Annotated in this window: 23 protein-coding genes; 10 read left to right on the top strand and 13 right to left on the bottom strand. The window is 61.4% G+C overall.

Annotated features, from left to right (window positions below; translation table 11 throughout):
- Both MF6394_RS06565 and MF6394_RS06560 read left to right on the top strand, forming a co-directional pair.
- Positions 1-720 carry a lipopolysaccharide kinase InaA family protein gene (locus MF6394_RS06565; protein WP_019817333.1) on the top strand — a complete coding sequence of 240 codons (720 nt, stop codon included), beginning with the start codon at positions 1-3 and terminating at the stop codon, positions 718-720.
- On the top strand, positions 717-944 hold the full coding sequence (locus tag MF6394_RS06560; protein WP_003193932.1) for a hypothetical protein: 228 nt from the start codon (positions 717-719) through the stop codon (positions 942-944). The genes MF6394_RS06565 and MF6394_RS06560 overlap by 4 nt, the downstream gene beginning before the upstream one ends.
- Before the next feature lie 175 nt (positions 945-1,119).
- Here the strand turns inward: MF6394_RS06560 and MF6394_RS06555 are convergent, their stop codons facing one another.
- From MF6394_RS06555 to MF6394_RS06545, 3 genes are read right to left on the bottom strand one after another with little or no spacing between them, the layout of a single operon-like run.
- Positions 1,120-2,217 (bottom strand): DUF1513 domain-containing protein, encoded by a 1,098-nt coding sequence (locus MF6394_RS06555; RefSeq protein WP_032902721.1) that lies wholly within the window; start codon positions 2,215-2,217, stop codon positions 1,120-1,122.
- A 2-nt stretch (positions 2,218-2,219) separates the two neighbouring features.
- On the bottom strand, positions 2,220-3,284 hold the full coding sequence (locus tag MF6394_RS06550) for an imelysin family protein (protein WP_032895451.1): 1,065 nt from the start codon (positions 3,282-3,284) through the stop codon (positions 2,220-2,222).
- Positions 3,285-3,315: 31 nt separating this feature from the next.
- Entirely contained in the window at positions 3,316-4,755 is a 1,440-nt protein-coding gene (locus MF6394_RS06545) for a di-heme oxidoreductase family protein (RefSeq protein ID WP_078466354.1), read from the bottom strand.
- A 140-nt stretch (positions 4,756-4,895) separates the two neighbouring features.
- Between MF6394_RS06545 and MF6394_RS06540 the strand changes: the two genes are divergently transcribed.
- Positions 4,896-5,459 carry an NAD(P)H nitroreductase gene (locus tag MF6394_RS06540; protein ID WP_003193928.1) on the top strand — a complete coding sequence of 188 codons (564 nt, stop codon included), beginning with the start codon at positions 4,896-4,898 and terminating at the stop codon, positions 5,457-5,459.
- Positions 5,460-5,604: 145 nt separating this feature from the next.
- Here the strand turns inward: MF6394_RS06540 and MF6394_RS06535 are convergent, their stop codons facing one another.
- The 7 genes from MF6394_RS06535 to gap form a co-directional block, all read right to left on the bottom strand.
- Positions 5,605-7,743: a methyl-accepting chemotaxis protein gene (locus MF6394_RS06535; protein WP_032895453.1), complete on the bottom strand. Its 2,139-nt coding sequence runs from the start codon at positions 7,741-7,743 to the stop codon at positions 5,605-5,607.
- A 138-nt stretch (positions 7,744-7,881) separates the two neighbouring features.
- Positions 7,882-8,283 carry a YbaN family protein gene (locus MF6394_RS06530; RefSeq protein ID WP_044270915.1) on the bottom strand — a complete coding sequence of 134 codons (402 nt, stop codon included), beginning with the start codon at positions 8,281-8,283 and terminating at the stop codon, positions 7,882-7,884.
- A 156-nt stretch (positions 8,284-8,439) separates the two neighbouring features.
- Positions 8,440-9,048, bottom strand: a complete 609-nt coding sequence (locus tag MF6394_RS06525; RefSeq protein ID WP_047711689.1) for a biliverdin-producing heme oxygenase — start codon at positions 9,046-9,048, stop codon at positions 8,440-8,442.
- A gap of 138 nt (positions 9,049-9,186) precedes the next feature.
- On the bottom strand, positions 9,187-11,751 hold the full coding sequence (locus tag MF6394_RS06520; RefSeq protein ID WP_078466353.1) for a TonB-dependent receptor: 2,565 nt from the start codon (positions 11,749-11,751) through the stop codon (positions 9,187-9,189).
- A gap of 115 nt (positions 11,752-11,866) precedes the next feature.
- Complete coding sequence (locus MF6394_RS06515) at positions 11,867-12,835, bottom strand: FecR family protein (protein WP_078466352.1); 969 nt, start codon at positions 12,833-12,835, stop codon at positions 11,867-11,869.
- A gap of 74 nt (positions 12,836-12,909) precedes the next feature.
- Positions 12,910-13,428, bottom strand: a complete 519-nt coding sequence (locus MF6394_RS06510; protein WP_003193922.1) for an RNA polymerase sigma factor — start codon at positions 13,426-13,428, stop codon at positions 12,910-12,912.
- Between the two features lie 223 nt (positions 13,429-13,651).
- Positions 13,652-14,653 (bottom strand): type I glyceraldehyde-3-phosphate dehydrogenase, encoded by a 1,002-nt coding sequence (gene gap / locus MF6394_RS06500; protein WP_003193921.1) that lies wholly within the window; start codon positions 14,651-14,653, stop codon positions 13,652-13,654.
- A gap of 221 nt (positions 14,654-14,874) precedes the next feature.
- Here gap and edd point away from each other — a divergent pair, with 221 nt between their 5' ends.
- The 4 genes from edd to MF6394_RS06480 all read left to right on the top strand — a co-directional run bounded on the left by edd (position 14,875) and on the right by MF6394_RS06480 (position 19,991).
- A complete protein-coding gene (gene edd, locus MF6394_RS06495) occupies positions 14,875-16,701 on the top strand; it encodes a phosphogluconate dehydratase (RefSeq protein ID WP_014719752.1) in 1,827 nt (608 codons plus the stop codon).
- On the top strand, positions 16,698-17,654 hold the full coding sequence (locus MF6394_RS06490) for a glucokinase (RefSeq protein ID WP_044270924.1): 957 nt from the start codon (positions 16,698-16,700) through the stop codon (positions 17,652-17,654). The genes edd and MF6394_RS06490 overlap by 4 nt, the downstream gene beginning before the upstream one ends.
- 143 nt (positions 17,655-17,797) lie before the next feature.
- Positions 17,798-18,532, top strand: coding sequence for a response regulator (locus tag MF6394_RS06485; RefSeq protein WP_003193918.1), 735 nt, complete (start codon positions 17,798-17,800; stop codon positions 18,530-18,532).
- Complete coding sequence (locus MF6394_RS06480; RefSeq protein WP_044270926.1) at positions 18,522-19,991, top strand: ATP-binding protein; 1,470 nt, start codon at positions 18,522-18,524, stop codon at positions 19,989-19,991. The genes MF6394_RS06485 and MF6394_RS06480 overlap by 11 nt, the downstream gene beginning before the upstream one ends.
- A gap of 542 nt (positions 19,992-20,533) precedes the next feature.
- On the opposite strand, the gene MF6394_RS06475 is transcribed toward MF6394_RS06480, so the two are convergent.
- On the bottom strand, positions 20,534-21,463 hold the full coding sequence (locus MF6394_RS06475) for an AraC family transcriptional regulator (protein ID WP_003193916.1): 930 nt from the start codon (positions 21,461-21,463) through the stop codon (positions 20,534-20,536).
- A 327-nt stretch (positions 21,464-21,790) separates the two neighbouring features.
- Here MF6394_RS06475 and MF6394_RS06470 point away from each other — a divergent pair, with 327 nt between their 5' ends.
- Together MF6394_RS06470 and MF6394_RS06465 are read left to right on the top strand one after the other, a co-directional pair.
- A complete protein-coding gene (locus tag MF6394_RS06470; RefSeq protein WP_044268011.1) occupies positions 21,791-22,132 on the top strand; it encodes an antibiotic biosynthesis monooxygenase family protein in 342 nt (113 codons plus the stop codon).
- Positions 22,133-22,173: 41 nt separating this feature from the next.
- Entirely contained in the window at positions 22,174-22,419 is a 246-nt protein-coding gene (locus MF6394_RS06465; RefSeq protein WP_044268008.1) for a hypothetical protein, read from the top strand.
- Between the two features lie 99 nt (positions 22,420-22,518).
- On the opposite strand, the gene MF6394_RS06460 is transcribed toward MF6394_RS06465, so the two are convergent.
- Positions 22,519-23,139 (bottom strand): flavin reductase family protein, encoded by a 621-nt coding sequence (locus tag MF6394_RS06460; protein WP_044268006.1) that lies wholly within the window; start codon positions 23,137-23,139, stop codon positions 22,519-22,521.
- 177 nt (positions 23,140-23,316) lie between these two features.
- Here MF6394_RS06460 and MF6394_RS06455 point away from each other — a divergent pair, with 177 nt between their 5' ends.
- Entirely contained in the window at positions 23,317-24,072 is a 756-nt protein-coding gene (locus MF6394_RS06455; protein WP_032895467.1) for a COG4705 family protein, read from the top strand.
- Positions 24,073-24,171: 99 nt separating this feature from the next.
- On the opposite strand, the gene MF6394_RS06450 is transcribed toward MF6394_RS06455, so the two are convergent.
- The gene (locus tag MF6394_RS06450) at positions 24,172-25,491 is read right to left on the bottom strand and encodes an MFS transporter (RefSeq protein WP_032895468.1); all 1,320 of its coding nucleotides are present in this window, start codon (positions 25,489-25,491) and stop codon (positions 24,172-24,174) included.
- Positions 25,492-25,548: the final 57 nt, after the last annotated feature.

The following is a 25,548-nucleotide window of genomic DNA, read 5'->3' as shown; positions in this document are numbered from 1 at the left end:
ATGGCAGTTGAGTGCGTAGTAGGCAGTCATGTAGCTCCCGAAGAACGATTTGATTTTTTCTGGCGTCAGCAAGGTGAATGGGTGGAAGAACCCAACCGGCGCCGTGGTGGTGAAAGTGGCGTGCAACGGGTGATCAGCCCTAACGGCCGCTTGCTCTATTGCAAGCGCCAGACCGGCCACATTTACCGCAGCTGGCTGCACCCCTTTGGGCGTCCGACCGTGCTGCGTGAGCGTGATGCCCTCAAAGGCCTGCGTTTGCTGGATGTGCGTGTGCCGGAACTGGTGTTTTGCGAAGCACGTCGCGACCCGGAGCACCAATGGAAAGCCCTGTTGGTGACCGCATCCCTGGACGGTTTCGACGAGATTGAAAACTGGTACGCCGCCGGTGGCCGCGAACAGTATGGCGAGGCGGTCCACGAGCGCCTGCTGCAAGAGTTGGCCGGCACCTTGGCCCGTATGCACAAAGGCCGCTGGCAACACGGTTGCCTGTATATCAAGCACATTTTCGTGCGGGTGACCGGTGAGCCTGATGCGGCGACAGTGGAAGTGGCCCTGCTGGACTTTGAGAAATGCCGCCAGCGCCTGACCGCTTATCGGGCCGCGTCCCACGACATGCTGCAATTGCGCCGCCATTCGTCGTGGAATGATACCGACTGGAAAAAACTCAGCTACTTTTACGAGACGGCGTTTGGCAGCGCTATCAAGGGTTTAACCAGATGAAGCTAGAAATAGCACGAGGTTTGTTTCTGGTCGGGGCATTGGGTGTTGCAGCCCTGGCCCTGGCGGTATGGGAACAACCTCGTACACAAGTGTTGAGTGCGGTAGACGGTGGCGGGCAATGCCTGCTGCCACGCATTGCCAAGACGAGTGTGGCGGCCAAGCCCGACCATGAATTGCTGTTATTCATGTTCGGCATGTCTCAAGCGATGAGGCCGCAAAGTTGAAACGATTGACCCCAAAAGGGCCTTGCGATGCAAGGCCCTTTTTTGTGTCTGACACCTCAACTGTTGTAGGAGCGAGCTTGCTCGCGAAAAGCCCACAGACGATACGTTCATTCAGGATGGTCGCGTTATCGTTGGCGATCTTCGCGAGCAAGCTCGCTCCTACAGAAGGGTAATTTCAGACCAGGTGCAGGTGGTTATCCCAGAACCCCGCCGGCAATTCCAGTGGTGTTGCCAGTAACTTTTCCTGGCGGCAATCATAGAAGCGGCAACGCCCCTGGCCGGATGTCACCACAAACCCATCCGCCACCGCGCCCACCCCCGCACAGTCCGGCAAGGGCCCATCCAGGCGCAGTTCGGCGGTGTCCATGTCCCAGATAAAAAAGCGGTTGCCCCGCGGTGCCGTCAACGCCACCAGGCGCAGTTCGCTGTGCACCGCCACGCTGGCGGTGTAATGCCCCATCGCCTGCAACTGCTCATCGGCCACTGGGAACGCCACGAACGGCTGCCCCGGGCGCTTGATCGCCAGCAACTCGGAACGCTCCTGGGACGGGCCCATGAACTGCTGCCCGGTGAGGATGGTGCCATCGCTGGCAATGCCCATGTGCCGCACGCTGTTCATCTGCTGGGCCAGGGTTTCCTTGCTGATCAGGCTGCCGTCGCGGCGCATCAGCACCAGGCTCGGCTCCATGGCATTAAGGTTCATCTCTACCCGGCTTTCGGCTTCGGTGCGAATGCCGCCGTTGGCCACGATCAGCGTCTCGCCGTCGGGCATCCACGAGACTTGATGCGGGCCGATGCCGTGAGTGGATATCTCGCCGCTGTGCACCAGCCGCTCACCTTCGAACTTATACACACCCAACAGGCCACGGCCGGGGTCGGAGGTGTCGTTCTCGGTGGCGTACAGCCAGTCGCCGCTCTTGTGGATCACCGCATGCCCATAGAAGTGGCGGTTGGCGTTCGAGGTGATGGTTTGCAGCAGCCTGCCGTCGCGCAGGTCGATCAGGTAGCTCTCGGTGCCTGGGCGACGGGCGACGAACAGTGCAATCGGCAAGGTCGGGTGGTTGATGATGTCATGGCAGCGCTGGCCGACCTGGGTGGCAAATACCGGCTTGCCGTCCAGGCGATAGCCGACAGCGTAGTGCTTGCCGTCGGCATCATCGCGCGCCGACAGCAGCAGCGGGCCTTTGTCTTTGTGCTTGAACAGCGTCCAGCCACCCAAGGTGATAGCGCTGAGCAGCACGCTGCCCACCGCCAAAGCCTGTCGCCTGAGCATCATCAGTCACCGTCGTTGGCGTTAAAGCCCAGTTGTACGCCCAGCGCCTTGGCCAGTTCGCCTTCATGCAGGCGGTGGACCACGTTGAGGCTGTCGTAAATGTCGTTGAGTTGCTGGCGCCCGGCGTCGTCGTTCAACAGTTCGTTGAGGGTGCGCTGGTTGCTGGCGAACAGTTTCAGGGACGCTGCGTAGGCGGCGTCGATTTTCTCGGCCAGTGGCTTCTGGTCCGCCGGCAGCAGGCCACGCAGGCCTTTGTTGTCGACGCCTACCCATACGGTTTGAGCGGCGGCAAGGCTGGCTTCCAGGCTTTGCAGGGACGACTGGCTGCGCCAGGCATCGGCCTGGAACGGTTGTGGGATGCCCTTGGTCTGGCGGCCCATCGGGGTGCCGAGTTTTTTCTTCAGGGTGTCCAGGGCGGTCACTTGCACGCGCAGCAGGTCGGCGATGGCTTCGTGGGAATCAGCGTAGCGCTGGTTCGGAAACTTGGTCATCTGCGCGAGCATGCCGTCGGTGCTGTTCCAACTCGCCAGGATCTCTTCGGCCAGGACTTTCTGGCGTTCACCGATCGCCATCAGCAGCGGGCAATAGCGCGCTTTCTGGGCGGCGTCGGCGACGTCGGGCTTGGCGTCGTAGAGAATGTATTCGTAGGCGGACAGGCCTTGCACCACCACGCTGGATTTCGCCAGGGCCGCGGCGTCGATCTGCGGCTGGGCGCTGACCAGTTGCTCGACCTGACGGCCTACCAGGTTCTTCTTGTCTGGCCAGAATTGCACCTGCCACGCCCGGTTGCCTTCGGCCAAAGGGCCGATCAGCAGCGGTTGCAACTCGGCCCAGGCTTTTTGTGCGTGCAGGAAGTCGGCGCGGGCGGTGTCCAGGCTTTCCTTGCCTTGGCAGTAGGCCAGGGCGCTGACTGCCAGTTGACGGTCGGCCTCAACCCAGCGGCTGTAGGTTGGCAGGATCACTTGCTTGGCGATGGCCGCCGAGGTCACCGCTTGCGGGTCTTGGGGCGAGCAAGCGCCCAAGGCCAGGGCGGCGAGGCTGGTGAACAACAACTTGGGACGAAACATGTCGAGCTCCCTTCTGTAAGTGGGGCAAAGCTTATAAAGAATTCAGGAACGCCAGCAACGCGGCACGCTGCTCGGCATTGAACGACAACACATGTTGCTGCGCCGCTTGGGCTTCACCGCCATGCCACAGCACGGCTTCAAGCAGGTTGCGGGCGCGGCCGTCATGCAGGAACTGGGTGTGGCCACTCACGGTTTGCGTCAGGCCGATGCCCCACAGCGGCGGAGTGCGCCAGTCGCGGCCGGTGGCTTTGAATTCGCTACGGTTGTCGGCCAGGCCTTCGCCCATATCGTGCAGCAGCAGGTCGCTGTAAGGGCGGATCAACTGGTTGGCCAGTTCAGGTTCGGCGGCGTTGGCGGCCGTGGTGAACGTGGGCTTGTGACAGCCCTGGCAACCGGCCTGGTAGAACAGGTTCTTGCCGGCCAGCACTTGCGGCGTATCAACGTCCCGACGTGCGGGCACTGCGAGGTTGCGGGTGTAGAACAGCACCAGGCGCAGGATGTTATCGCTGACTTCCGGCTCACCCTCGGGGCCATTGCCGTTGGGCGCCTGTTTGCAGGCCACTTGGGCGTCGGTGCAGTCATCGAAGGGTCTCAGGGACGTGGTGAGGCCCATATCACCAGAAAATGCGTGAACGTTTTGTTGATTGAGGTTGGGCTGTCCGGCTTTCCAGCCAAAACGCCCGAGGACAGTTTTGTTCTGGGCGTCATCCCAGACCCAATTGGCGCGGCCCACGATGGCGTCTTCGTCGGCGGTCTTGGGGTTAGTGTTGCGCAGGATATCGGCATCGCTGATCGCTTCGAGCAGGCCCAGGCCGATCATCGGCGGGGCGATACGCGCCGAGAAGCGTGTGTCGGGGTGCATCGGGCCGTAGCCCAGTTGGGTGATTTGCAGGTCGGGCTTGCGCAACTCGACCAGCGTGCCGTCCTTGAACCTGACGTTGACCGGTGTGTAGTCAACCCGCACCTTGCCTTCCGGCGCGACGCCGGGCACGGCCATGTCCTGGAGTTGCCCGCCGTAGACCGGCTCGGGCACCACGCCGATCTGTTCGATGAGCTTGGCGTAGGCTGGCTGCTCTGCAATAGAGGGATGGATGGACAGGCGCACCAGCATCGACACGGCATTGGGCGCGTCAGGCAGTGGCGGGTGGCCACGGCCATCCTTGATATGGCAGTTCTGGCAGGCGTTGGTATTGAACAGCGGGCCCAGGCCATCGCGCGCCGTGGTGGTGGAGGGCGCAATCACCCACGGGTTGCGAAAGAAACTGTTGCCGACGCTGAAGTCCAGGCGCCGCGTGGGCGCCAGGTTGGCCGAGGGCAGGGAAAAGGCGTTCTGGTCGCGCTTGTTTACCGTCGCCGCGCCACCGGCCCGCGGTTCACCCGGCTCTGCTTTGGTGAAGCGAGGGGCGTCATCGCACGCAGTCAGGCTTAAAGCCATCAACGCTGCTGGCAGGTATAAAAGCGCACGGAACATCGAGATTCCTGGACGAGGGCAGAAAATTAAGGCGCAAAGTCTAACAGGGCAGGGCAGATTGAATAAGAGCAATTATCGTTTGGTGGCATCCCGATTCTTTCCCGTTAGAATGACCGCACATTTTTCTATGGAGGTGGCCAATGCAGGCTCTCGACGCTTTGCTCAACCGTGTTTCCGTGCCGCGTTTGCTCGACCCGGCACCGACCCAAGAGCAGCGCGACCTGCTGTTCGCCGCCGCCATGCGCGCGCCCGATCACGGCCAACTGCGCCCGTGGCGTTTCCTTACCGTGGAAGGTGCAGCGCGTGAACAGATGGGCACGCTGTTGGCCGAAGCCGCCCGCCTGCAGGACGCCGACGCACCGCAAGCCGCCATCGATAAAGCCCAGAACGGCCCGCTGCGTGCGCCGCTGGTGGTGGTGGTGATTGCACGCTTGCAAGAGCATTTCAAAGTGCCCAAGTCCGAGCAATTGCTGGCCGCCGCCTGTGCGGCCCACGGCATTCTGCTGGCGGCGTATGCCCAGGGTATTGGCGCGGTGTGGCGTACCGGCGAATTGTCCTACTCGGCTCACGTTGCCAAAGGCCTGGGGCTGGCGGCGAATGAAGAAGTGATTGGCTTTCTGTACCTGGGCACGCCGCAGAACCCACCGCGCACGGCGCCGAAGGAAGACTTGACGCCGTTCGTCCAGGCCTGGCCCGGCCGGTAATTCACCACTGTCCTGCTCTATATGTAGGAGCGAGCTTGCTCGCGAAGAACTCAAAGGCGCCGCGTTTATTCAGATAGCACGCGTTATCGTTGATGTTTTTCGCGAGCAAGCTCGCTCCTACAGGGGGCAATGTTTCAGGACCGAATCAGACCCTGAACTGATCCATCAACTTCATTTGCTGGCTGGCCAGGGCATTGAGCTGGCTGCTGATCGCCGCTGACTCGGTAGCCTGGCCGGTGAGGGTTTCAGTCACAGTACGAATCGCCGAGACGTTGCGGTTGACCTCTTCGGCCACCGCGCTCTGCTGTTCGGCCGCGCTGGCGATTTGCAGGTTCATGTCGCTGATCACCGTGACCGCGTCGCTGATCTTGCCCAGGGCTTGCACGGCTTGATGGATCTGCCCGGCATTGCTCTGGGCCTGATGCTGGCTGGAGTGCATGGTCGCCACTACGCCACGGGTGCCGCTCTGGATACGTTCGATTACCAGGCGGATTTCCTCGACTGAATCCTGGGTGCGTTTGGCCAGGTTGCGCACTTCGTCGGCCACCACCGCAAAACCACGCCCGCTTTCCCCGGCGCGTGCCGCTTCAATCGCTGCGTTCAACGCCAGCAGGTTGGTCTGTTCGGCAATGCTGCGGATCACCTCCAACACTGAACCGATTTGCTCGCTATTGACCGCCAGGGCTTCGACTTCGCCCACGGCTTTGCTGACTTCGTCGGCCAGAGTGGTGATATCACGGGTGCTCTGCTCGATGATCGACATGCCTTCGCGTGCCGACTGGTCGGCGCCGCGTGCCGCGCTGGCGGCGTTGGAGGCGCTGTTGGCCACGTCGTGGGCGGTGGCGCTCATTTCGTTCGACGCGGTGGCGACCTGGTCGATTTCACGGAACTGCACTTGCATGCCTTCGCTGGTCTGGCGCGCAATGGCGGACGACTGATCGGCCGTCCCGCGGGCTTCGGTGATGCTTTGTTTGATCTGCGCAATGGTCGGCTGCAGCTTGTCGAGGAAGCGGTTGAACCAATTCACCAACTCGCCCAGTTCGTCTTTCTTGGCATAGGCCAGGCGCTGGGTGAGGTCGCCGTCACCGCTGGCGATGTCCTTGAGCATGGCGGCCACGCTATTGATAGGGCGGGTCACGCCCGTAGCGGTCAGCCAGATCAGCAGTAAGCCCAGCAGGCCGGCGGCGGCGGCCACCAGCAGGGCTTTGAGCGTGCCCGTGGCCTGGGCCTCGTCGAGCACGGCTTGGAGTTTTTCGTTGTCGGCCAACATCACCGCTTTGGGCAGCTTGATCACCACGCCCCAGGATTTGGCACCGGCAATCGGCTTGAGCGGGTACACGGCACGAATGGTGTCTTCCTGTTCGCGGATAACCGGCCGGTCATTGGCCAGCAGTTGCACGATCTCCTTGCCTTCGGCGCCGATGCTGTCGATCAGGTTCTTGCCGACTTTGCCTGGTTCACCGCTGTAGGCGGCGATCAGGCCGGTGCTGGACAGAATCTCCAGGTGGGCGGCACCGTTGAACAGGTCTTTTTGCGCCGCATCGGTGGTCGCTTGCAGGGCGGTGAGGGCGATGTCCACGCCGATCACACCGATGACTTTGCCGTCGACGATCAGCGGCAAGGAAATGGTGGTCATCAGTACCGGTTTGCCGGCCACCGTGTCTTCGTACGGGTCCAGCAGGCAAGTGCTGCGCGTGTCCCGTGGGCAGGTGTACCAGATGTTGTAGGGCGTACCGCTAAGGTTGAGGGTGGTCTTGGTCAGGTCATCTTCGACCATGATGGTGTTCTGGCCTTCGCCGCCAGCCCGGCTCCAGTAGCTGGAAAACCGACCTTTTTCATTGGAGACGCGCGCCTTGTCGTCGATGAATTCGCTGTCCTTGCCATCCAGCCCGTTGGGTTCGAACGACAACCAGATGCCCAGCACCTTGGTGTTGCGCTCGAACGCGGTTTTAACGCTGCGGTTGAGTTCTTCACGCAGGGCTCCAGCTTCCAGGGAACGCTGGGTGCCCAACTGACGCAGGTCTTTGATCTGGTCGGCAAGGGCGGTGATTACCAGCAGGTTTTCGCCGAAGGTCTTCTGCAGTTGCGTGGCCTGTTCGGCCGCTTTGGATTGCAGCAGTTGCTCCACGCTGGCGGTGAGCATTCGTGAGCTTGAATCGCTGACCAGTCGATCGTTCTGGTTGGTGTTGTAGATATTGATGCCGACCACCAGTGCAATCACACCCAGCAGACACAGGCCGGACAGCAACACGATTTTCAAGCGGATGGAGAGGGTGTCGAACATAGGTTCACTCACGAATGGACTTGTTGGAATGCACGCAAACGCGCCAAGTCCCTTCGGCGTCATGCCTGAAACATCGGCGTCACAAATCAATTCATGAGGAAGAGGCGATGAGCGGTAGGAAAACGCCTACAGGCCGCCTTAGACGGGACGTGCCAGCTGTTCGGGGCGGGACCAGATCCACAGGTTGCCCAGGCTCATCCCGGCAATCGCCAGGTACACCGGCCAGCCGTGATCGAGCATCACCAGCATCAACGCGGCGCACAGCAACATGCTCACCGTGGCGCTGACCTTGGCGCGTCGGGCGATGATCTTGCCATTGCGCCAGTTGGACAGGATCGGCCCGAACAGGCGGTGGTTTTCCAGCCAGGCGCTGAGGCGCGGGGAGCTTTTGGTGGCGGCCCAGGCGGCTAGCAGGATGAATTCGGTGGTGGGCAACCCCGGTATCACAATCGCCACCAAGCCGATCCCCAGGCTGACGTAGGCCAGCAGGCCAAAAAGGACTTGGGCGATTTTGGAGGAGGATTGGGGTTTGCCGGTCATGGGTAGGGAGATCGCAGAAAATCAATTTGAAATGAGGGCTAAATGTGGGAGCGGGCTTGCTCGCGAATGCGGTGTATCAGTCGCCTGATCTATTGGCTGAACTACTGCATTCGCGAGCAAGCCCGCTCCCACATTTGATTGCATTTCAATCCAGGGTTACGCCAGTTCTGGGGCGCTAGCGTACGCCTGTTCCAGCAACACGGTGAAGCGCACAAACGCATCAATCGCGCCTTTTTCCACCGCAGCTTCTTCCTCGGCGCTGAATGTCAGGCCGTCGAGGGTGCGGGTGAAGCTCTTCCAGCCCTCGGCGCGACCGCCGGCCGGCTCGCCCAGGTGGCGCGCACCGAAGGTTTCACTCAGGCCCAGGCCCACGGCGCGCTTGATCAGGAACGCCGCGCCCAGCTTGGAGCCTTCGGAGACGAACAGCCAGCCCAAAGCTTCAGCTTTGCTGGGGTTGTTCACCGCGCCGGCAACCGGGGCCGGGATTTCGGTGTCCAGGTCTGCCAGGTCGAGCTTGGCCGCTTCGGCGCGGCAGCGGGCGGCCAGGTCAGGGATGATCTGGTTCAGCTCGGCATCGTTGTACAGGGCCACCAGTTCCGATTGGAACAGGTACTGGGCCACGACGAAGCGGGCGAAGTTGGCCTGGGTTTCGAACGGCGCGTGAGCCTTCACCAATGCGTCGAGCTTGGTGTGCGGCTCGTTGGTGATTTGGTTCAGGCGTTGGGAGCGCAGGCTTGGGCGTTCTGCGGTGGAAGAAGCGGTCATGAAAAAAGTCCTTGAGAAGAGAAGCGCCTGGGTGCCCTTAAAGAGAGCTGTTATCAACTAGACGAACAAGAAGACGCGGCACAGTAAAAAATCCTCACCTCGCCGCAGATGCATGGGCGGCGAGGTGGGGCGCATGGGTCAGATGTCCCAGATCACGTTGATCGCGAAGTTGCGACCGGGCTGGGTCAGGCGGTCGAGGTTGGCCGGGCCGGTGACACCGGCTTCGCCGACGCTGTCATAGCTGCGCACGTCATCCCAGTTCCAGTACTTCTTGTCGGTGAGGTTGTAGAGGCCACCGTTGACGGTCACGTCTTTGCTCACCTTGTAGTAAGCGGTCAGGTCGAGGATGCCGAAGCCCGGGGTTTTGAACGGGCCATCGGTGCCGCCGTCGGGCGCGTGGAAGGTCGTGCTGTCGACGCGGTTCTGTTTCTTCACCAAGGTCCAGCTCAGCAGGCCACCGTAGTTGTCCTGGTCGTAGCCCAGGCCAAACACGCCTTTGAGCGGGTTGACGCTGTTCAGCGGTTCGCCATTGTCGTCGTTGCGACCGTAGGTGTAGGCAACCGAGCCCTGGGTATACAGGCCCTTCGGCGCGCCGAAGGTATCCAGGTTCAGGCGGCCCTTGGCTTCCACGCCCTTGATGGTGGCGCGTTTGATGTTGACCGCCTGGAACTGTTCCACGGTGCCGCCGACCACGGCGTTGTCTTCGTCGATAAAGTCACGGTACTTGTTGTAGTACACCGCAATATCGAAGGAGCCTTCGTCGAACTTGCCGCGAATCCCGGTTTCGATGCCTTTGCTGGTTTCCGGCTTGAGGTCGGGGTTGGGTTCGACGGTGTAACCGATGTTGAGGTTTTCGAAGCGACCGTACAGGGCCTTGGCGGACGGCGTGCGGAAGCCCTCGGCGTATTGGCCGAACCAGGTGTAGTTGTCGGTCAGGGCGTAGGTGAGGCCGAACTTGGGCGTGACGCGGTTCCAGGTTTTGTCTTTGCCGTCGACGGCATACTCGCCGGTCGGGTTGACGGTGTTGAGGAACTCCTGGGTCAGCTTGGGCTTGAGCCGGGTGTAGTCATAACGCACGGCGGGCAGGAAGGTCCATTTGTCCCAGGTGATCTGGTCCTGGGCGAACAGTGAGTAGGTGTTGATGGTCGGGTCGGGGAAGTCGCTGGCCTTCTTCACGCTGTCGCCGGCTGACGGGCTGGGCCCGCCAATGGCGGTGCAGCCGGCGCCAATGGCCAGGCACGAGGCCGAGCCTTCGCGGGAACCGGTGACTTTCTGCTGCTTGAGGGTGGTGCCGTAGGTGACCTGGTGCTCGGTTTCACCCAGGCTGAAGGCCTTGTCTAACTGAGCGTCGAAGACCCACTGTTTTTCTTCGTAAAGCGTGTCGCGGGTGCGCAGCACGCGACGGCCGGCCTGGTAGATTTCCGCCGTGGTCTGGTCGGTCTTGGCGATCTGGTAGTTGAGGCTGGTCTTGATGCGGTCGGCAATCGGCGACTCCAGGGCGAAGGTGTTTTCCAGGCCGAAGCGCTCGCGGGTGATGGTGTCGTTACCGCGACGGTCGCGGTACAGGTTCATGCCCCGGCCACCGATGAACGGGCCGCCCACTGCGTTTTTCAGATTGACGTCGCGGTCATCCTTGAACTTCTCGTAGGTCAGGCCCAAGCGGTTGTCATCGCCATAGTTCCAGCCCAGCTTGGCCAGCACGTTGGTGGTGCGCGCATCTTCCGGGTTGGCGCCGGTGCGGGCCAGGCCGGTGGCGTTATTGCCGTCGTAGGACTCGGTTTCATGGCCGTTGCGCTGGCTCAGGTGCAGCAAGCCGTCGAAGTCCTGCACACGCCCGGCGAAGGTGCCGGAGGTCAGCCAGCTCTCGTCGGCGGAGCTGTAGCCGGTCTTCAGGCGGGCGCCGACGTCCTGGCCTGGCTTGATGATGTCGTCCGGGTCGAGGGTGAAATAACTCACCGCGCCGCCGATGGCGCTGCTGCCATACAGGGCCGAGGCCGGGCCGCGCAGGATCTCCACGCGCTTGACGATTTCCGGGTCGACGTAGTTGCGGCGGGTCTTGGCGTAGGGGCCGTTGAAGAAGTTGTCGGGCACTTCGACGCCATCCACCTGGGTGAGGACGCGGTCGCCGTCGATACCGCGAATGTTGTAGCCGGCGTTACCCGAGCGGGTACCGGCGCCGCCGACGGAGACGCCGGGTTCGTAGCGCACCAGTTCACGGATGTTGTTGACGTTCTGGCGGTCCAGCTCTTCGCGATCATGCACGCTGACGGTGCTCGGTACGCTGTTCACATCCTGTTCGTTACGGGTGGCGCTGATGGTCACCTGTTGCAGGGCGAGGGCGCTGCCGGCGCTACGTTTTTCCAGCACGATATTGTTGCTGCCCAGTTTGCGATAGCTCAGGTTGGTCCCCACCAACAGCCGCTCCAGGGCTTTTTCCGCTGGCAGCGGGCCGCGCACGCCCGGGGACGAAACGCCCTGGCCCAGTTCGGCCGGCAGGCCGACTTGCCAGCCGGTCACGGCGGTAAAGGCATTAAGCGCCGACACCAGTGGCTGCTGTTCAATGCTGAAGGTGTAATTGGCGTGGCTGCGAGCGGCAGGTTCGGCGGCGGTGGCGCTCATGACGGGCGCGCCAGCCAGCAGGATCGCGGCGGTCAGCAAGGACAAAACGGGCGAAGCAGACCGGCGGTTGAAACGAGAGGACATCGAGAGCGCTCCGGGATACGAATCTTATAGTTGCGAACCGAACCAAATAGGAATCAGTTGCATTGGCTATAACGAGACGTATCGCCGGTTAACATCGAGTAAAAATAATTCTCATTTAGTTCAGGATCACCAGCGCCGGGTATTCCGACAGCTTGGCCGAGGTGATGTGAGCCAGGGAGCGCACCACGTCCAGGGGGTGGTCCAGGCGGTAGTTGCCGGTGACGGCGACGCTGGCCAGTTGCTCGTTGTTGTTGACGATCCAGCCTGGGTAATAGCGGCGCAGTTCAGCCAGTACTTCGCTCAGCGGGCAATTTTCGAACACCAACCGGCCCTGCACCCAGGCCAGGTCTTTGCTGGCATCGAGCTTGGCCGGTTGGCCGAAACCCTTGGGGCCGATGCGGATGCTTTCACCGGCGCTCAGGCGCACACGGGCATCGTCGAACGTGTTGCTCAGGTCGACATCGCCGCGCTGCACCTGGACCTGGGCTTCGCCATTGAGGTAGCGCACGGCAAAGGCGGTGTCACGCACGCTGGCGCGCACCGGGCCGGCGTCGATCTCCAGGGGCAGGCCACGGCTGGGTGCTATCTCAAAGAACGCTTCGCCCTGGTACAGGCGGGCAATGCGCTGATGGTCCTTGATGCTGCTGGAAAAGGCCGAGTTGGTGTTCAGCAGCACCTTGGAGCCATCGTCCAGCTGCAGGCGCTGGCGCTCGCCCACCACCGTCAGATGGTCGGCCTGCAAGCGCACCGGCAGGTTGCTGAAACTGAACAGGCCGACCAGCAACACGGCGGCGGTGGCCAGGGGTTTCCAGTGCGGTTTGATCCGGCGCCAACCGCTGGGCTTGCGCGGTGCGGCGAGGGCCACGGCGGCGCTGTGTACCGGTGCGTCACCCCAGGCGGCCTGGGCCTTGCTAAAGGCGTGGACATGGGCCGGGTCCTGGGCCAGCCAGGCGTCGAACGCGGCCTGCTGCCCAGGTTGCGGGCACTGCAAGGCGATCAGCCAATCGAGGGCTTGGTCCATGGCCGCGTCTTGCAACACCTCATGAGCCAACGCATGGGGGCGCAGTTTATTCGGGTCCGTCACGGTGTTCCTCGGGTCTTCGCCACGTTCTATTCATTTTTCCTACAGCTTGGATCGACACCTCTGTCGGGTGAAGCTTAAGGCTGATCCAGCCGTTCGGCCACACCCACACAGATGGCCATGATCAATTTGAGTTCCTTTTGCACTGTGCTCAAGGACACACCCAACTGATCGGCAATCTCCTGATAGCTGCAACCGTGTAGGCGGCTGAGGATGAAAATCCGCTGCTGGCGGGCGCTCAACTGGCCGAGGCTCACACTCAGGTGCTCCAGCAGTTGCTCGGCCTGGGTGGCTTCTTCCGGCGTGCTGGCCGGCGCGGCGACGCTTTGCAGGACATCCAGTGGGACATCCTCCTGCAGGGTACGCGCCTGAATCCTGCGCGAGCGCAAATGATCCAGCGCCAGGTTACGGGCTGTCTGGTAGACAAAAGGTTCAAGGTGGTCGATTGGCCGCTCGCTCAGGGCCCGAGTCACGCGCAGGTAGGTTTCCTGCAACAGGTCCTCGGCAGTGCTGTGGTTATGCACCATGCGTTGCAGAGTTCGTAGCAGGATCACCCGTTGGGTGAGGAAGACGTGGTTGAAGCGAGATTGGCTCACAGTGATACCAGACCGATTTGCAGTGAATGATAATGCTTATCATCAACTGAAATGGCAAGTGGCTATTTCGCTGGGCCAGCGCAGGTGCAAGGAGATGCACTAAACCCATGTGGGAGCGGGCTTGCTCGCGAAAGCGGTGTGTCAGTCAACGAATAGGCCAACTGAGCCACCGCATTCGCGAGCAAGCCCGCTCCCACACGCGCCCGGCTCCCTCAAGAGGGGCTTATTCGGCGTTACACAGCGCCAGGCAGTTATCCAGCATACGGTTGGAGAAACCCCACTCGTTGTCATACCACGCCAGCACTTTGAGCAATTTGCCGCTGACCTTGGTGTGATTGGCGTCGAAGATCGACGACAGCGGGTTATGGTTGAAGTCGCTGGAAACCAGCGGCAGGGTGTTGTAGCCGAGGATCTTCGAATGCTGGCTGGCGTGTTTGAGCAAGGCATTGACCTCATCGGCCGTGGCTTCTTTTTTCAGTTGCACGGTGAGGTCCACCAGGGACACGTTAATCACCGGTACACGCACCGCCATGCCGGTCAGCTTGCCTGCCAGTTCCGGCAGCACCAGGCCCACTGCTTCAGCGGCGCCGGTCTTGCTCGGGATCATGTTCTGGGTGGCCGAGCGCGCGCGGTACGGGTCGGTGTGGTACACGTCGGTGAGGTTCTGGTCGTTGGTGTAGGCGTGGATGGTGGTCATCAGCCCGCTTTCGATGCCTAGCTCGCGATGCAGCACCTGGGCCACCGGCGCCAGGCAGTTGGTGGTGCACGATGCGTTGGAAATGATCTGGTGGGATTGACGCAAAATGTCATGGTTTACCCCGTAGACCACCGTGGCGTCCGCGCCTTTGGCCGGGGCGGAGATGATCACCTTGCGCGCGCCGGCGCTAATATGGGCGGCAGCCTTGTCACGGTCGGTGAACAGGCCGGTGCATTCGAACACCACGTCAATCTTGTGCGCAGCCCACGGCAGGTCGGCGGGGTTGCGAATGGCACTCACGGCAATCCGGTCACCATTGACGGTCAGGCTTTCCTGATCGTGGGCGACCTCTGCGTCGAAAGTGCCGTGTACGGTGTCGTACTTGAGCAGGTGGGCATTGATCGAGCTGTCGCCCAAATCGTTGATGGCGACGATCTGCAAATCCTGGCGATAGCCTTGGGTATACAGTGCGCGCAGGACATTACGGCCGATACGGCCAAAACCATTGATTGCGATTCGAAGAGTCATCGGAAAGTGCCTGTCGTCGATTTGTTGTAAGAATTACAAGATTATTCGCATAAAAATAGAAAACAAGCCTTTTTAGTGGCAATATTTTGTTCAATCTACAACGAGTGACCTGAATCAACTGGTCCGATGATCCAAACGACCCCCTGCCATCCCATGAGCCGTGGGCGTTTGATCAGCATAGACTCTCAGGTCGCCACATCCGTTAGCCTGGAGTTCTATACATGCATCCCCGCGTTCTTGAGGTCACCGAACGGCTTATCGCCCGCAGCCGCGCCACCCGCGAGGCTTACCTTGCGCTCATTCGCGGCGCAGCCAGCGACGGTCCGATGCGCGGCAAGCTGCAATGCGCCAACTTCGCCCATGGCGTGGCCGGTTGCGGTACCGAAGACAAAAACAGCCTGCGCATGATGAATGCCGCCAACGTGGCAATTGTTTCTTCTTATAACGACATGCTCTCGGCGCATCAGCCCTACGAGCATTTCCCCGAACAAATCAAAAAGGCCCTGCGCGAAGTCGGCTCGGTCGGCCAGTTCGCCGGCGGCACCCCCGCCATGTGCGACGGCGTGACCCAGGGCGAGCCGGGCATGGAGCTGAGCCTGCTCAGCCGTGAAGTCATCGCCATGTCTACGGCGGTAGCGCTGTCCCACAACATGTTCGACGCCGCGCTGATGCTGGGCATCTGCGACAAGATCGTCCCTGGCCTGATGATGGGTGCGCTGCGCTACGGCCACCTGCCGATGATCTTCGTGCCGGGCGGGCCGATGCCGTCGGGCATCTCCAACAAGCAGAAGGCCGATGTGCGTCAGCGCTACGCCGAGGGCAAGGCCAGCCGCGAAGAACTGCTGGAATCGGAGATGAAGTCCTACCACAGCCCCGGCACCTGCACCTTCTACGGCACCGCCAACACCAACCAGTTGCTGATGGAAGTCATGGGCCTGCACTTGCCCGGCGCTTCGTTCGTCAACCCGTACACGCCGCTGCGCGATGCGTTGACCCGCGAAGCCGCGCACCAAGTCACGCGCTTGACCAAGGCCAATGGCAACTTCACGCCGATTGGCGAGATTGTCGACGAGAAGTCCATCGTCAACTCCATCGTTGCGCTCAATGCCACCGGCGGTTCCACCAACCACACCCTGCACATGCCGGCCATCGCCATGTCGGCAGGCATCATCCTGACCTGGCAGGACATGGCCGACCTCTCCGAGGTGGTGCCGACCCTGTCCCATGTGTATCCAAACGGCAAGGCTGACATCAACCACTTCCAGGCGGCGGGCGGTATGTCGTTCCTGATCCGCGAACTGCTGGAAGCCGGCCTGCTCCACGAAGACGTCAACACCGTGGCCGGCAAGGGCCTGAGCCGCTATATCCAGGAACCTTTCCTGGTCGACGGCGAACTGGTCTGGCGCGACGGCCCGATCGAAAGCCTCGACGAAACCATCCTGCGCCCGGTGGCCCGTGCGTTCTCGCCCGAAGGCGGCTTGCGCGTAATGGAAGGCAACCTTGGCCGTGGCGTGATGAAGGTTTCGGCAGTAGCGCCGGAGCATCAGGTGGTCGAAGCGCCGGCGGTGGTGTTCCAGGACCAGCAGGACCTGGCCGATGCCTTCAAGGCCGGCCTGTTGGAAAAAGACTTCGTCGCGGTGATGCGCTTCCAGGGGCCGCGCTCCAATGGCATGCCCGAATTGCATAAGATGACCCCGTTCCTGGGCGTGTTGCAGGACCGTGGTTTCAAAGTGGCACTGGTGACAGATGGGCGAATGTCCGGCGCGTCGGGTAAGATCCCCGCCGCGATCCACGTCAACCCCGAAGCCCAGAGCGGCGGGCCGCTGGCGCGGGTCCAGGATGGCGATATCATCCGTGTGGATGGCGTTACCGGCACCCTGGAGCTTAAGGTGGACGCCGAAGTATTTGCAGCGCGCACGCCTGCCACGGGCCTGTTGGGCAATAACGTGGGAGCCGGTCGCGAGCTGTTTGCATTCATGCGCTTGGCCGCAAGCTCCGCAGAGCAGGGCGCCAGCGCCTTTACCTCTGCCTTGGAGACGCTTAAGTGAAGCTTGCGCTGGTCGGTGACATCGGGGGGACTAACGCCCGTTTTGCGTTATGGCGGGATCAGGAACTGCATTCGATCCGCGTGCATGCCACGGCGGATCACGGCAGCCCTGAAGAGGCGATCAAGCTCTACCTCAAAGAAGAGGGCCTGCAAATCGGCGACATCGGTGCGGTGTGCCTGTCGGTGGCCGGGCCGGTGAGCGGCGATGAATTCAAGTTCACCAACAACCACTGGCGCCTGAGCAAAACCGCGTTTTGCCAGGCCCTGCAGGTGGATGAACTGTTGCTGGTCAACGATTTCTCGGCCATGGCCCTGGGCATGACCCGGCTCAAGCCCGACGAATTCCGCGTGGTCTGCGAAGGCACGCCGGAACCCTTGCGCCCGGCCGTGGTGATCGGCCCGGGCACCGGCCTTGGCGTCGGCACCTTGCTGGACCTCGGCGCAGGCCGCTGGGCAGCATTGCCGGGTGAGGGTGGGCATGTCGACCTGCCCCTGAGCAGCCCACGGGAAACCCAATTGTGGCAACACATCTACAGCGAGATCGGGCATGTCAGCGCCGAAACCGCGTTGAGCGGTGGCGGCTTGCCACGGCTGTACCGGGCGATTTGTGCGGTGGATGGGCATGAGCCGGTGCTGGACACCCCCGAAGCCATCACGGCGGCGGGCCTGGCCGGTGACCCGGTGGCCATGGAAGTTTTGGACCAGTTCAGCATCTGGCTGGGCCGGGTGGCGGGCAATAACGTCTTGACCACCGGTGGGCGCGGTGGCGTGTACATCGTGGGTGGGGTGATACCGAGGTTTGCCGACTTCTTTATCAACAGCGGTTTCGCCAAAAGCTTTGCGGATAAAGGCTGCATGAGCGACTACTTCAAAGGTATTCCGGTGTGGCTGGTAACGGCGCCGTATTCCGGGCTGACTGGGGCGGGTGTGGCTTTGGAGCAGGCTTTTGCATAGGCGCTGATGGCCTCTTCGCGAGCAAGCCCGCTCCCACATTTTGATTTGTGAATACATTCAAATGTGGGAGCGGGCTTGCTCGCGAAAGCGGCCTCAAGGGCAACAAATGACTTAAGCTAGGCCATAACAACAAGGAGGCCCCCGTGAGCGTAATCAGTAAATCCATTCTCCTCGTCGACGACGACCAGGAAATCCGCGAATTGCTGCAAACCTACCTCAGTCGCGCCGGCTTCCAGGTCCGTGGCGTGTCCGATGGCGCGGGGTTCCGCCAGGCGATGAACGAGGCACCGTGCGACCTGGTCATCCTCGATGTGATGTTGCCAGACGAAGACGGCTTCAGCCTGTGCCGCTGGATCCGCCAGCACCCGCGCCAGGCGCAGGTGCCGATCATCATGCTCACCGCCAGTTCCGACGAAGCCGACCGCGTGATCGGCCTGGAGCTGGGCGCCGATGACTATATCGGCAAGCCGTTCAGCCCCCGCGAGCTGCAGGCGCGCATCAAGGCACTGCTGCGCCGCTGCCAATTCGGCCAGGAGCGCAGCAGCGGCGGCGATGTGTGGGTGTTCGATGAATGGCGCCTGGATATGATCAGCCACCGCTTGTTTCATGTGGACGGCGAAGAGGTGATTCTCTCCGGTGCCGACTTTGCCTTGCTCAAGTTGTTTCTCGACCACCCGCAGCAGATCCTCGACCGCGACACCATCGGCAACGCCACCCGTGGCCGTGACCTGATGCCCTTGGACCGTATCGTCGATATGGCCGTCAGCCGCCTGCGCCAGCGCCTGCGCGACACCGAGAAACCCCCGCGGCTGATCCGCACCGTGCGTGGCAGCGGCTATCAACTGGCAGCCAGCGTGGTTGCCGGCAATGCCCACTGAACCGCTGAACGAACGTCGCCGCCGCTTCCCGGTACCCCGCTCGCTGCTGGGGCGCATGTTATTGCTGACCTTGCTGGCGGTGTTGTTCGCCCAGGCGCTGTCCAGCGTGATCTGGGTGTCGCAATTGCGCGCTACCCAGCTTGAGGGCCTGGTGACCAGCGCCCGCAGCCTCGCGCACTCAATGACCGCCAGCGTGAGTTACTTCCGGTCGCTGCCGGTGGCCTATCGCCCGTTGGTACTGGACCAATTGCGCAGCATGGGCGGCACGCGTTTTGTAGTGACCCTCAACGATCGCCCGCTGGACATGCAAATACTGCCCGAAACCCCGCGCAAGCAAGCGGTGCTGGTGGCGGTGGATGAAGTGCTGCGCCAGACCCTGGGTGCCGACGTGCATATCTCGGTAGAGTTCGTCAGCGCCGAAGACCTGCGCATCTTCAATGCCGGCCTGAAGCTCGACGAACTGCCACGCTCCTGGGCCCATTACGCGCTAACCCTGGAGCCGGTGAACCCGCCGGTGCTGGTCACCCAGATTCAACTGGCGCCCGGCGAATGGCTGTACATCGCCTCGCTGTTGCCCGAGCCCTACACCAGCCTGGAAGAACAAGGCCTGCCGTCCCAGCAGGTGTGGTTCATCGTGCTCACCAGCGGTTTTCTACTGCTGTTCATCGGCCTGCTGGTGCACTGGCAAAGCCGGCCGCTCAAGCGCCTGGCACGAGCGGCGCGGGACATGTCCCTGGGCGCCGATGTGGAGCCGGTGGCGGAAGGCGGCGGCAGTGAAGTGGTGGAAGTGGGCCGTGCATTCAATGCCATGCGTGAACGCATCAGCCGTTACCTGACCGAGCGCAGCCAGTTGTTCAGCGCGATTTCCCATGACCTGCGTACGCCCATCACTCGCCTGCGCCTGCGCGTGGAATTGCTGGAAGACGAGAACCTGCAAAACAAATTCGGCCGTGATCTGGATGAGCTGGAGTTGCTGGTCAAAGGCGCACTGCAATGCGTGAAAGACACCGACATCCACGAAAACATCCAGCCGGTGGACCTCAACCACGTCCTCGAATGCCTGGTGGAGCCGTACCTGGCACCCCATGGCAATGGCCGAGTGACCCTCGATGGGGCGGCGCTGTCAGCCTACCCAGGCAAGCCGCTGGCGCTCAAGCGTTGCATCGGCAACCTGATCGACAACGCGCTCAAGTACGGGCAGAACGCGCATTTGCATATCGAAGACGATGGCGTGCAGTTCATCCTGCACGTGGATGATGAAGGCCCAGGCGTGCCGCAGCAGCGACTGGAGCAAGTGTTTGAACCGCACTTTCGCCTGGCCGGCCAGCAGCAGGGTTACGGGTTGGGGTTGGGGATTGCGCGCAACATTGCCCACAGCCATGGGGGCGAAGTGAGTTTGCAGAACCTGCGTGAAGGCGGCCTGCGCGTCACTTTGCAGCTCCCCCGCGGATTAGACTGAATATACGCAGACCTACTGTGGGAGCTGGCTTGCCTGCGATAGCCATAGGTATCTACACAACTTTGCAGCCTGTAGTAGCCGACGGTAACCACGATGCGAAGCGAGCCGCTCTTGATCTTGATCTGCTTTTGATCTCAGGCGCCCCGTCAAACCACGCTGGCCGGAATTCGCCAGGGATTTGGGGGGTAAACCGGCAGGGATGCCGGTTTAGCCGCCCCGCGCCATGGATGGGGCGTGGCGGCGGCCCCCCAAATCACTGGCGAATTACGGGCACACCGAGCCTAAGCGAGGTGCCGAGTGGTGGGGCAAGAGCGTTTTGCTTACTTTTGCGCTTTTCAAAAGTGAGCCGCCGTCAGGGCGGAACCCTAAGTAGCCGTTACCGCAGCAATGGATATATACCCAATCCAACTGTGTCGCCTGCTAGGCCGCCTTCGCGAGCAAGCCCGCTCCCACAGTTGGATCGTGGGGCATCAGGTAGATAAGTGTCGGCTGCCAGGCCGCCATCGCAGGCAAGCCAGCTCCCACATTTTGCTACGCACGCATCAGATGCTTTGGCGCAACCGGGCCAAGTCGCGCAGCGGCGGCGCACCAAACAACCGGCTGTACTCCCGGCTGAACTGCGACGGGCTTTCATACCCCACCCGATACCCCGCCGCCGAAGCCTCCAGCCCTTCGGCGATCATCAGCCGCCGCGCTTCCTGCAAGCGCAGTTGCTTCTGGTATTGCAGCGGGCTCATGGCGGTGATCGCTTTGAACCGGTGGTGCAAGGTCGAGACGCTCAGGTTCACTTCCTTGGCCAGGTCGTCGATACGCAGCGGCTGTTCGTAGTTACCGTTCAACCAGGTGATTGCCTGGCTCACCCGATGGCTCTGGCTGTTAGCCACAGCAATTTCATACAGGCGATAACCCTGCGGGCCACGCAGCAAACGGTAGAGGATTTCACGGTTGATCAGCGGCGCGAGCATCGCGATGTCTTTAGGCGTGTCCAGCAAGCGGGTCAGGCGCAGCACCGCATCGAGCAGTGCGTGATCGATGCGGTCGACGTACATGCCTCGCGAGGTCGGGCGCGAGGGCACGCCCATCGGCCCGGCCTCTGCGATCAGCGCGGTGAGCTGCGCCGGGTCGATGTTGATGCGCACCGAGAGGTTCGGGTCCTCGGCGGTGGCGTCGATGATGCGGCCGGCCACCGGCATTGCCACCGAGAACACCAGGTAGTTGAGCGGGTCGTAGGCAAAGATCTCGTCGGCCAGGCGCACTTCCTTGCTGCCACTGGCGAGGATGCACAGCGCAGGTTCCACCAACACCGGCATGAAATCCCGGGGCGCGTTGTGGCGGTTCAAGTACAGCGAGGTGATCGCCGTGCCGTAGGAGCCGTCCTCCCAGGTATGGCGGTGCACGATACTGGCCAGCTCGGCGCGTTGTTTCTCCATCTCGGCATCAAGGGGAACGGGCTTGGATTCGGGCGACGGCATGGGGTGTCCTCTACACGCGGCTTTGATGGGCTCAGCTTAGCGGCGGCTGTTCAAATAGTGTTACGTCGATTCTGCAGCATCCTTGCCTGATCCTGCGAGATAGCGTGAATCAGGCAAGTGCGCAGCCTGTCATCTGCCTGAAACATGGGGCCTGGGCCTGGAATAAATCTTGGGGTCGGACGTCCTCCCTACGCTTCTCGCAGGATTGTGCAATAAGCCTGCAGGAATTGACTAACCGCGCTTACCGCCGCGCCGCTATCTTTGATCCTGTGGCAACACGCCCTCATTGTGCTTGCCGAGCATCACTTCTCAACGGGAGAGTCGAACATGTCCACCCCCATTCCCGCGAGCCATATGGCCTTTATCCGTGCCCGTAGCGGGTGCAGCACCGAACTCGGTGCACGCTTGAGCAGTTTGATTGAACCGGGTCGCCAGGCCCAGGGTTGCCTGCAATTCTCGTTGCAGCACTCCCAGGTCGACCCCGATGTGTGGCTGGTGTCCGGGTTCTGGAGCAGCGAGCAGGCCATGAGCGCCTACTTCAGCTCTCCGGCCCTGATGATCTTCACCGAGCTGTTGAACGACATGGTCGTGCGCAGTATGGACTTCCAGACTTTTACCGACGCATCGGCCGCACAGGCGTACGGCGAGTACCTGCAACTGGCCGGTTAGCGGTTAGAATGGCCGACTTTCCATTGGCCAGGACCTGCAACATGGCACGTAAACAATTTGCCCACCACGAAGCCGTTTCCGCCGTAGTACCGGGCGAAGGTGGCTACAGCGCCGCCGTCGCCGTCAAGGCACTGGATGGCATGGGCGCACCCAGGTTTCACAAGATCCTTGATGGGCAGACGTTCAAGACGGCTTCGGATGCTGATGATGCGGCGACGCTGCAACTTGAGCGTCTGGTCGATGTGGATGCAGAAGGCCAACTGACCTGGGCTCCCGCCGCACTGTAGGAGCGAGCTTGCTCGCGAAAAACTCAAGAGCACCGCGTTCAGCCTGGTGCCCCGCGTTCTCGTTGACGATCTTCGCGAGCAAGCTCGCTCCTACAGGGGCTATTGAGGTCTGTACATCTTGAACAGTGCTTCCGGCCCCAGCTGGAAATAATCCGCCGGGCCACCCCCACGCAAAATCGGCTCGGCGGCAGCAGTGTCGTAGATCCCATCCTTGAGCAACCACTTGGCGATGTGCACCGCAACCACCTCGCCCAGCACCAGCCAGCTTGGCACCAACTGTTGGTCGGCACGTTGCAGTTGGATGATCTGCGTCACCTTGCACTCGAACGACACCGGGCTCTCGCCCACCCGTGGTACGCCGACGATTTTCGAAGCCACCGGCGTCAGCCCGGAGAGTTCGAATTCATTCACCTCGGGCGATACCGGCGCGCAGCTCTGGTTCATCTGCTCGGCCAGCGGGCGGGTGGCCAGGTTCCAGACGAACTCGCCGGTCTGTTCGATATTGTTCAGGCTGTCTTTGCGCCCGACACTGGAAAACCCAATGATCGGCGGAATGTAGTTGAACGCATTGAAGAAGCTGTAGGGCGCCAGGTTCAGGCGGCCTTCGCGGTCGTGGGAGGAGATCCAGCCAATCGGGCGTGGGCCGACGATGGCATTGAACGGGTCGTGAGGCAGGCCGTGGCCGTTGGCGGGTTCGTAAAAGTGGATATCGTCAGGCATGGCCGGGGTTCCTGCTACGCGGTTTGAGAGGCCGTCATAGTGCAATTCATGGCGGTGAATTTCCACGGTGCCCATGGATTTTTCATACATAGGCCACCTATTTTTCACAGCTTTCCCTTCAGTCTGCGCCCAAGGTCAATACCCCCTATAAGACTGAGCCTTGGAGCCATCTACTGCATGAACAAACTTCCTCAGATCACCTTGGCGTTCTGGGTCATGAAAATCTGCGCAACCACCTTGGGCGAAACCGCCGGGGATTTGCTGTCGATGACCTTGAACGTTGGTTACGCCATCAGCTCCATGATCCTCATCAGCGTGTTCCTGGTGACCCTGGTGACGCAACTCTGGTCGAAAACCTACAACCCGGTGCTGTACTGGATCGTGATTCTGTCCACCAGCACGGCGGGTACCACGATGTCCGACTTCATGGACCGCACGCTGGGGCTGGGCTACGCCACGGGGTCGATGATCCTGATCGTGATCTTGATGATCATCTTTGCGGTGTGGCACCTCAGTGGTGACTCGCTGAATGTAAACAAGGTGCAGACCTTCCGGGGCGAGCTGTTTTACTGGATGGCGATCCTGTTTTCCAACACCTTGGGCACCGCATTGGGCGATTTTCTCGCGGACGATTCGGGGTTGGGCTTCGCCGGTGGCGCATTGCTGATCGGTTCGACCATCGCCGCGGTGGTGGCGCTCAAGTACTTCACACGCATCTCGTCGGTGCTGTTGTTCTGGGTGGCGTTTGTACTGACACGGCCGTTTGGCGCGACCTTGGGGGACTTCCTGACCAAACCCCATGAAAAGGGCGGCCTGGATTTTGGCACCGTCGGTTCATCGGCGGTGTTGGCGGCGGTGCTGCTGGTGATGATTGTCGGCGCGTCGTATGCACAGCGGCGTTATGGACGGAGTGAGGCCGCAGAGTTGTCCTAAGACTAAATGTGGGAGCGGGCTTGCCCGCGATTGCGGTGGGTCAGTTGATACAACTTTGACTGATCCTCCGCTATCGCGGGCAAGCCCGCTCCCACATTTTTAGTCGGTGGTGATCCGCGAGTGTTTACGCGTGTCCTTCATGGTCACGTACACCATCAACGACACCGCGATACACGCCGTCACGTACCAGTAGTAGCCAGTTTCCATACCGATGCTCTTGAACCACAGCGCGATGTATTCAGCGGTGCCGCCGAAGATCGACACGGTCAGGGCATACGGCAGGCCCACGCCCAGCGCACGGATTTCGGTCGGGAACAGCTCGGCCTTCACCACGGCGTTGATCGAGGTGTAGCCGCTGACGATGATCAGCGCTGCCATGATCAGGAAGAACGCGCCCCACCAGCTTTGGATGGTGTGCAGGGTAGTGAGGATCGGCACGGTGAACAGGGTGCCAAGCACGCCGAAAGCGATCAGGATCGGGCGGCGGCCGATTTTATCCGACAGCCCGCCGATGATCGGTTGCAGGCACATGAACAGAAACAGCGTCGCCGCCGAGATGGTGGTGGAGTCGGAGATGCTCATGCCGACGGTGTTCACCAGGTATTTCTGCATGTAGGTGGTGTAGGTGTAGAACGCCAGGGTGCCGCCCATGGTCAGGCCGACCACGGTCAGCAGTTCCTTGGGGTGGCGCATCAAGGTGCGCATTGCGCTTTCCTTGGCTTTTTCTTTCTTGGTGAACGACTCGGTTTCTTCCATGCCACGACGCAGGTACAGCGCGACCACTGCACACAGCGCGCCGATGGCGAACGGGATGCGCCAGCCCCAGGCGTACAACTGCTCGGTGGTGAGTACCTGTTGCAGCACAATCAGCACCGCCAGCGCGATGAGCTGGCCGGAGATCAGGGTCACGTACTGGAAGCTGGAGTAGAAACCGCGACGTTCCTTGGTGGCCATTTCACTGAGGTAAGTGGCAGAGGTGCCGTATTCGCCGCCGACCGACAGGCCCTGCAGCAGGCGGGCAAACACCAGCAGGATCGGCGCACCGATACCAATGACTTCATAGCCTGGGCTCAGGGCAATCAGCAGCGAGCCGAAGCACATCAGGTACACCGAGGCCATCAAGGCTTTTTTACGCCCGACTTTGTCGGCGTACAGGCCCATCAGCCAGCCACCGATCGGGCGCATCAGGAAGCCCACGGCGAAGATAGCGGCAGTGTTGAGCAGTTGGGCAGTGGTGTCGCCCTTGGGGAAGAAGGCTTTGGCAAAATACAGCGAGAAGGCGGCGTAGACGTACCAGTCGTACCATTCGACCATGTTGCCGACTGATCCGCTGAAAATCGACTTGATGCGGCTGGAGGTGGTGCGCTCCTGCGCTTTTGCGGCCGTCGATCCCAGAGGCACGGTGTTGGAGTTATCCATTGAAGGATCCTTCATCTAGTTGTTTTTATGGAGCGGCGCGTGCGCAGCCTGTTCGGG

Source organism: Pseudomonas sp. MF6394 (genome assembly GCF_002018845.1).
Taxonomy (GTDB): Bacteria; Pseudomonadota; Gammaproteobacteria; order Pseudomonadales; family Pseudomonadaceae; genus Aquipseudomonas; species Aquipseudomonas lactis.
This window is presented reverse-complemented; position numbering and strand designations above follow the sequence as displayed.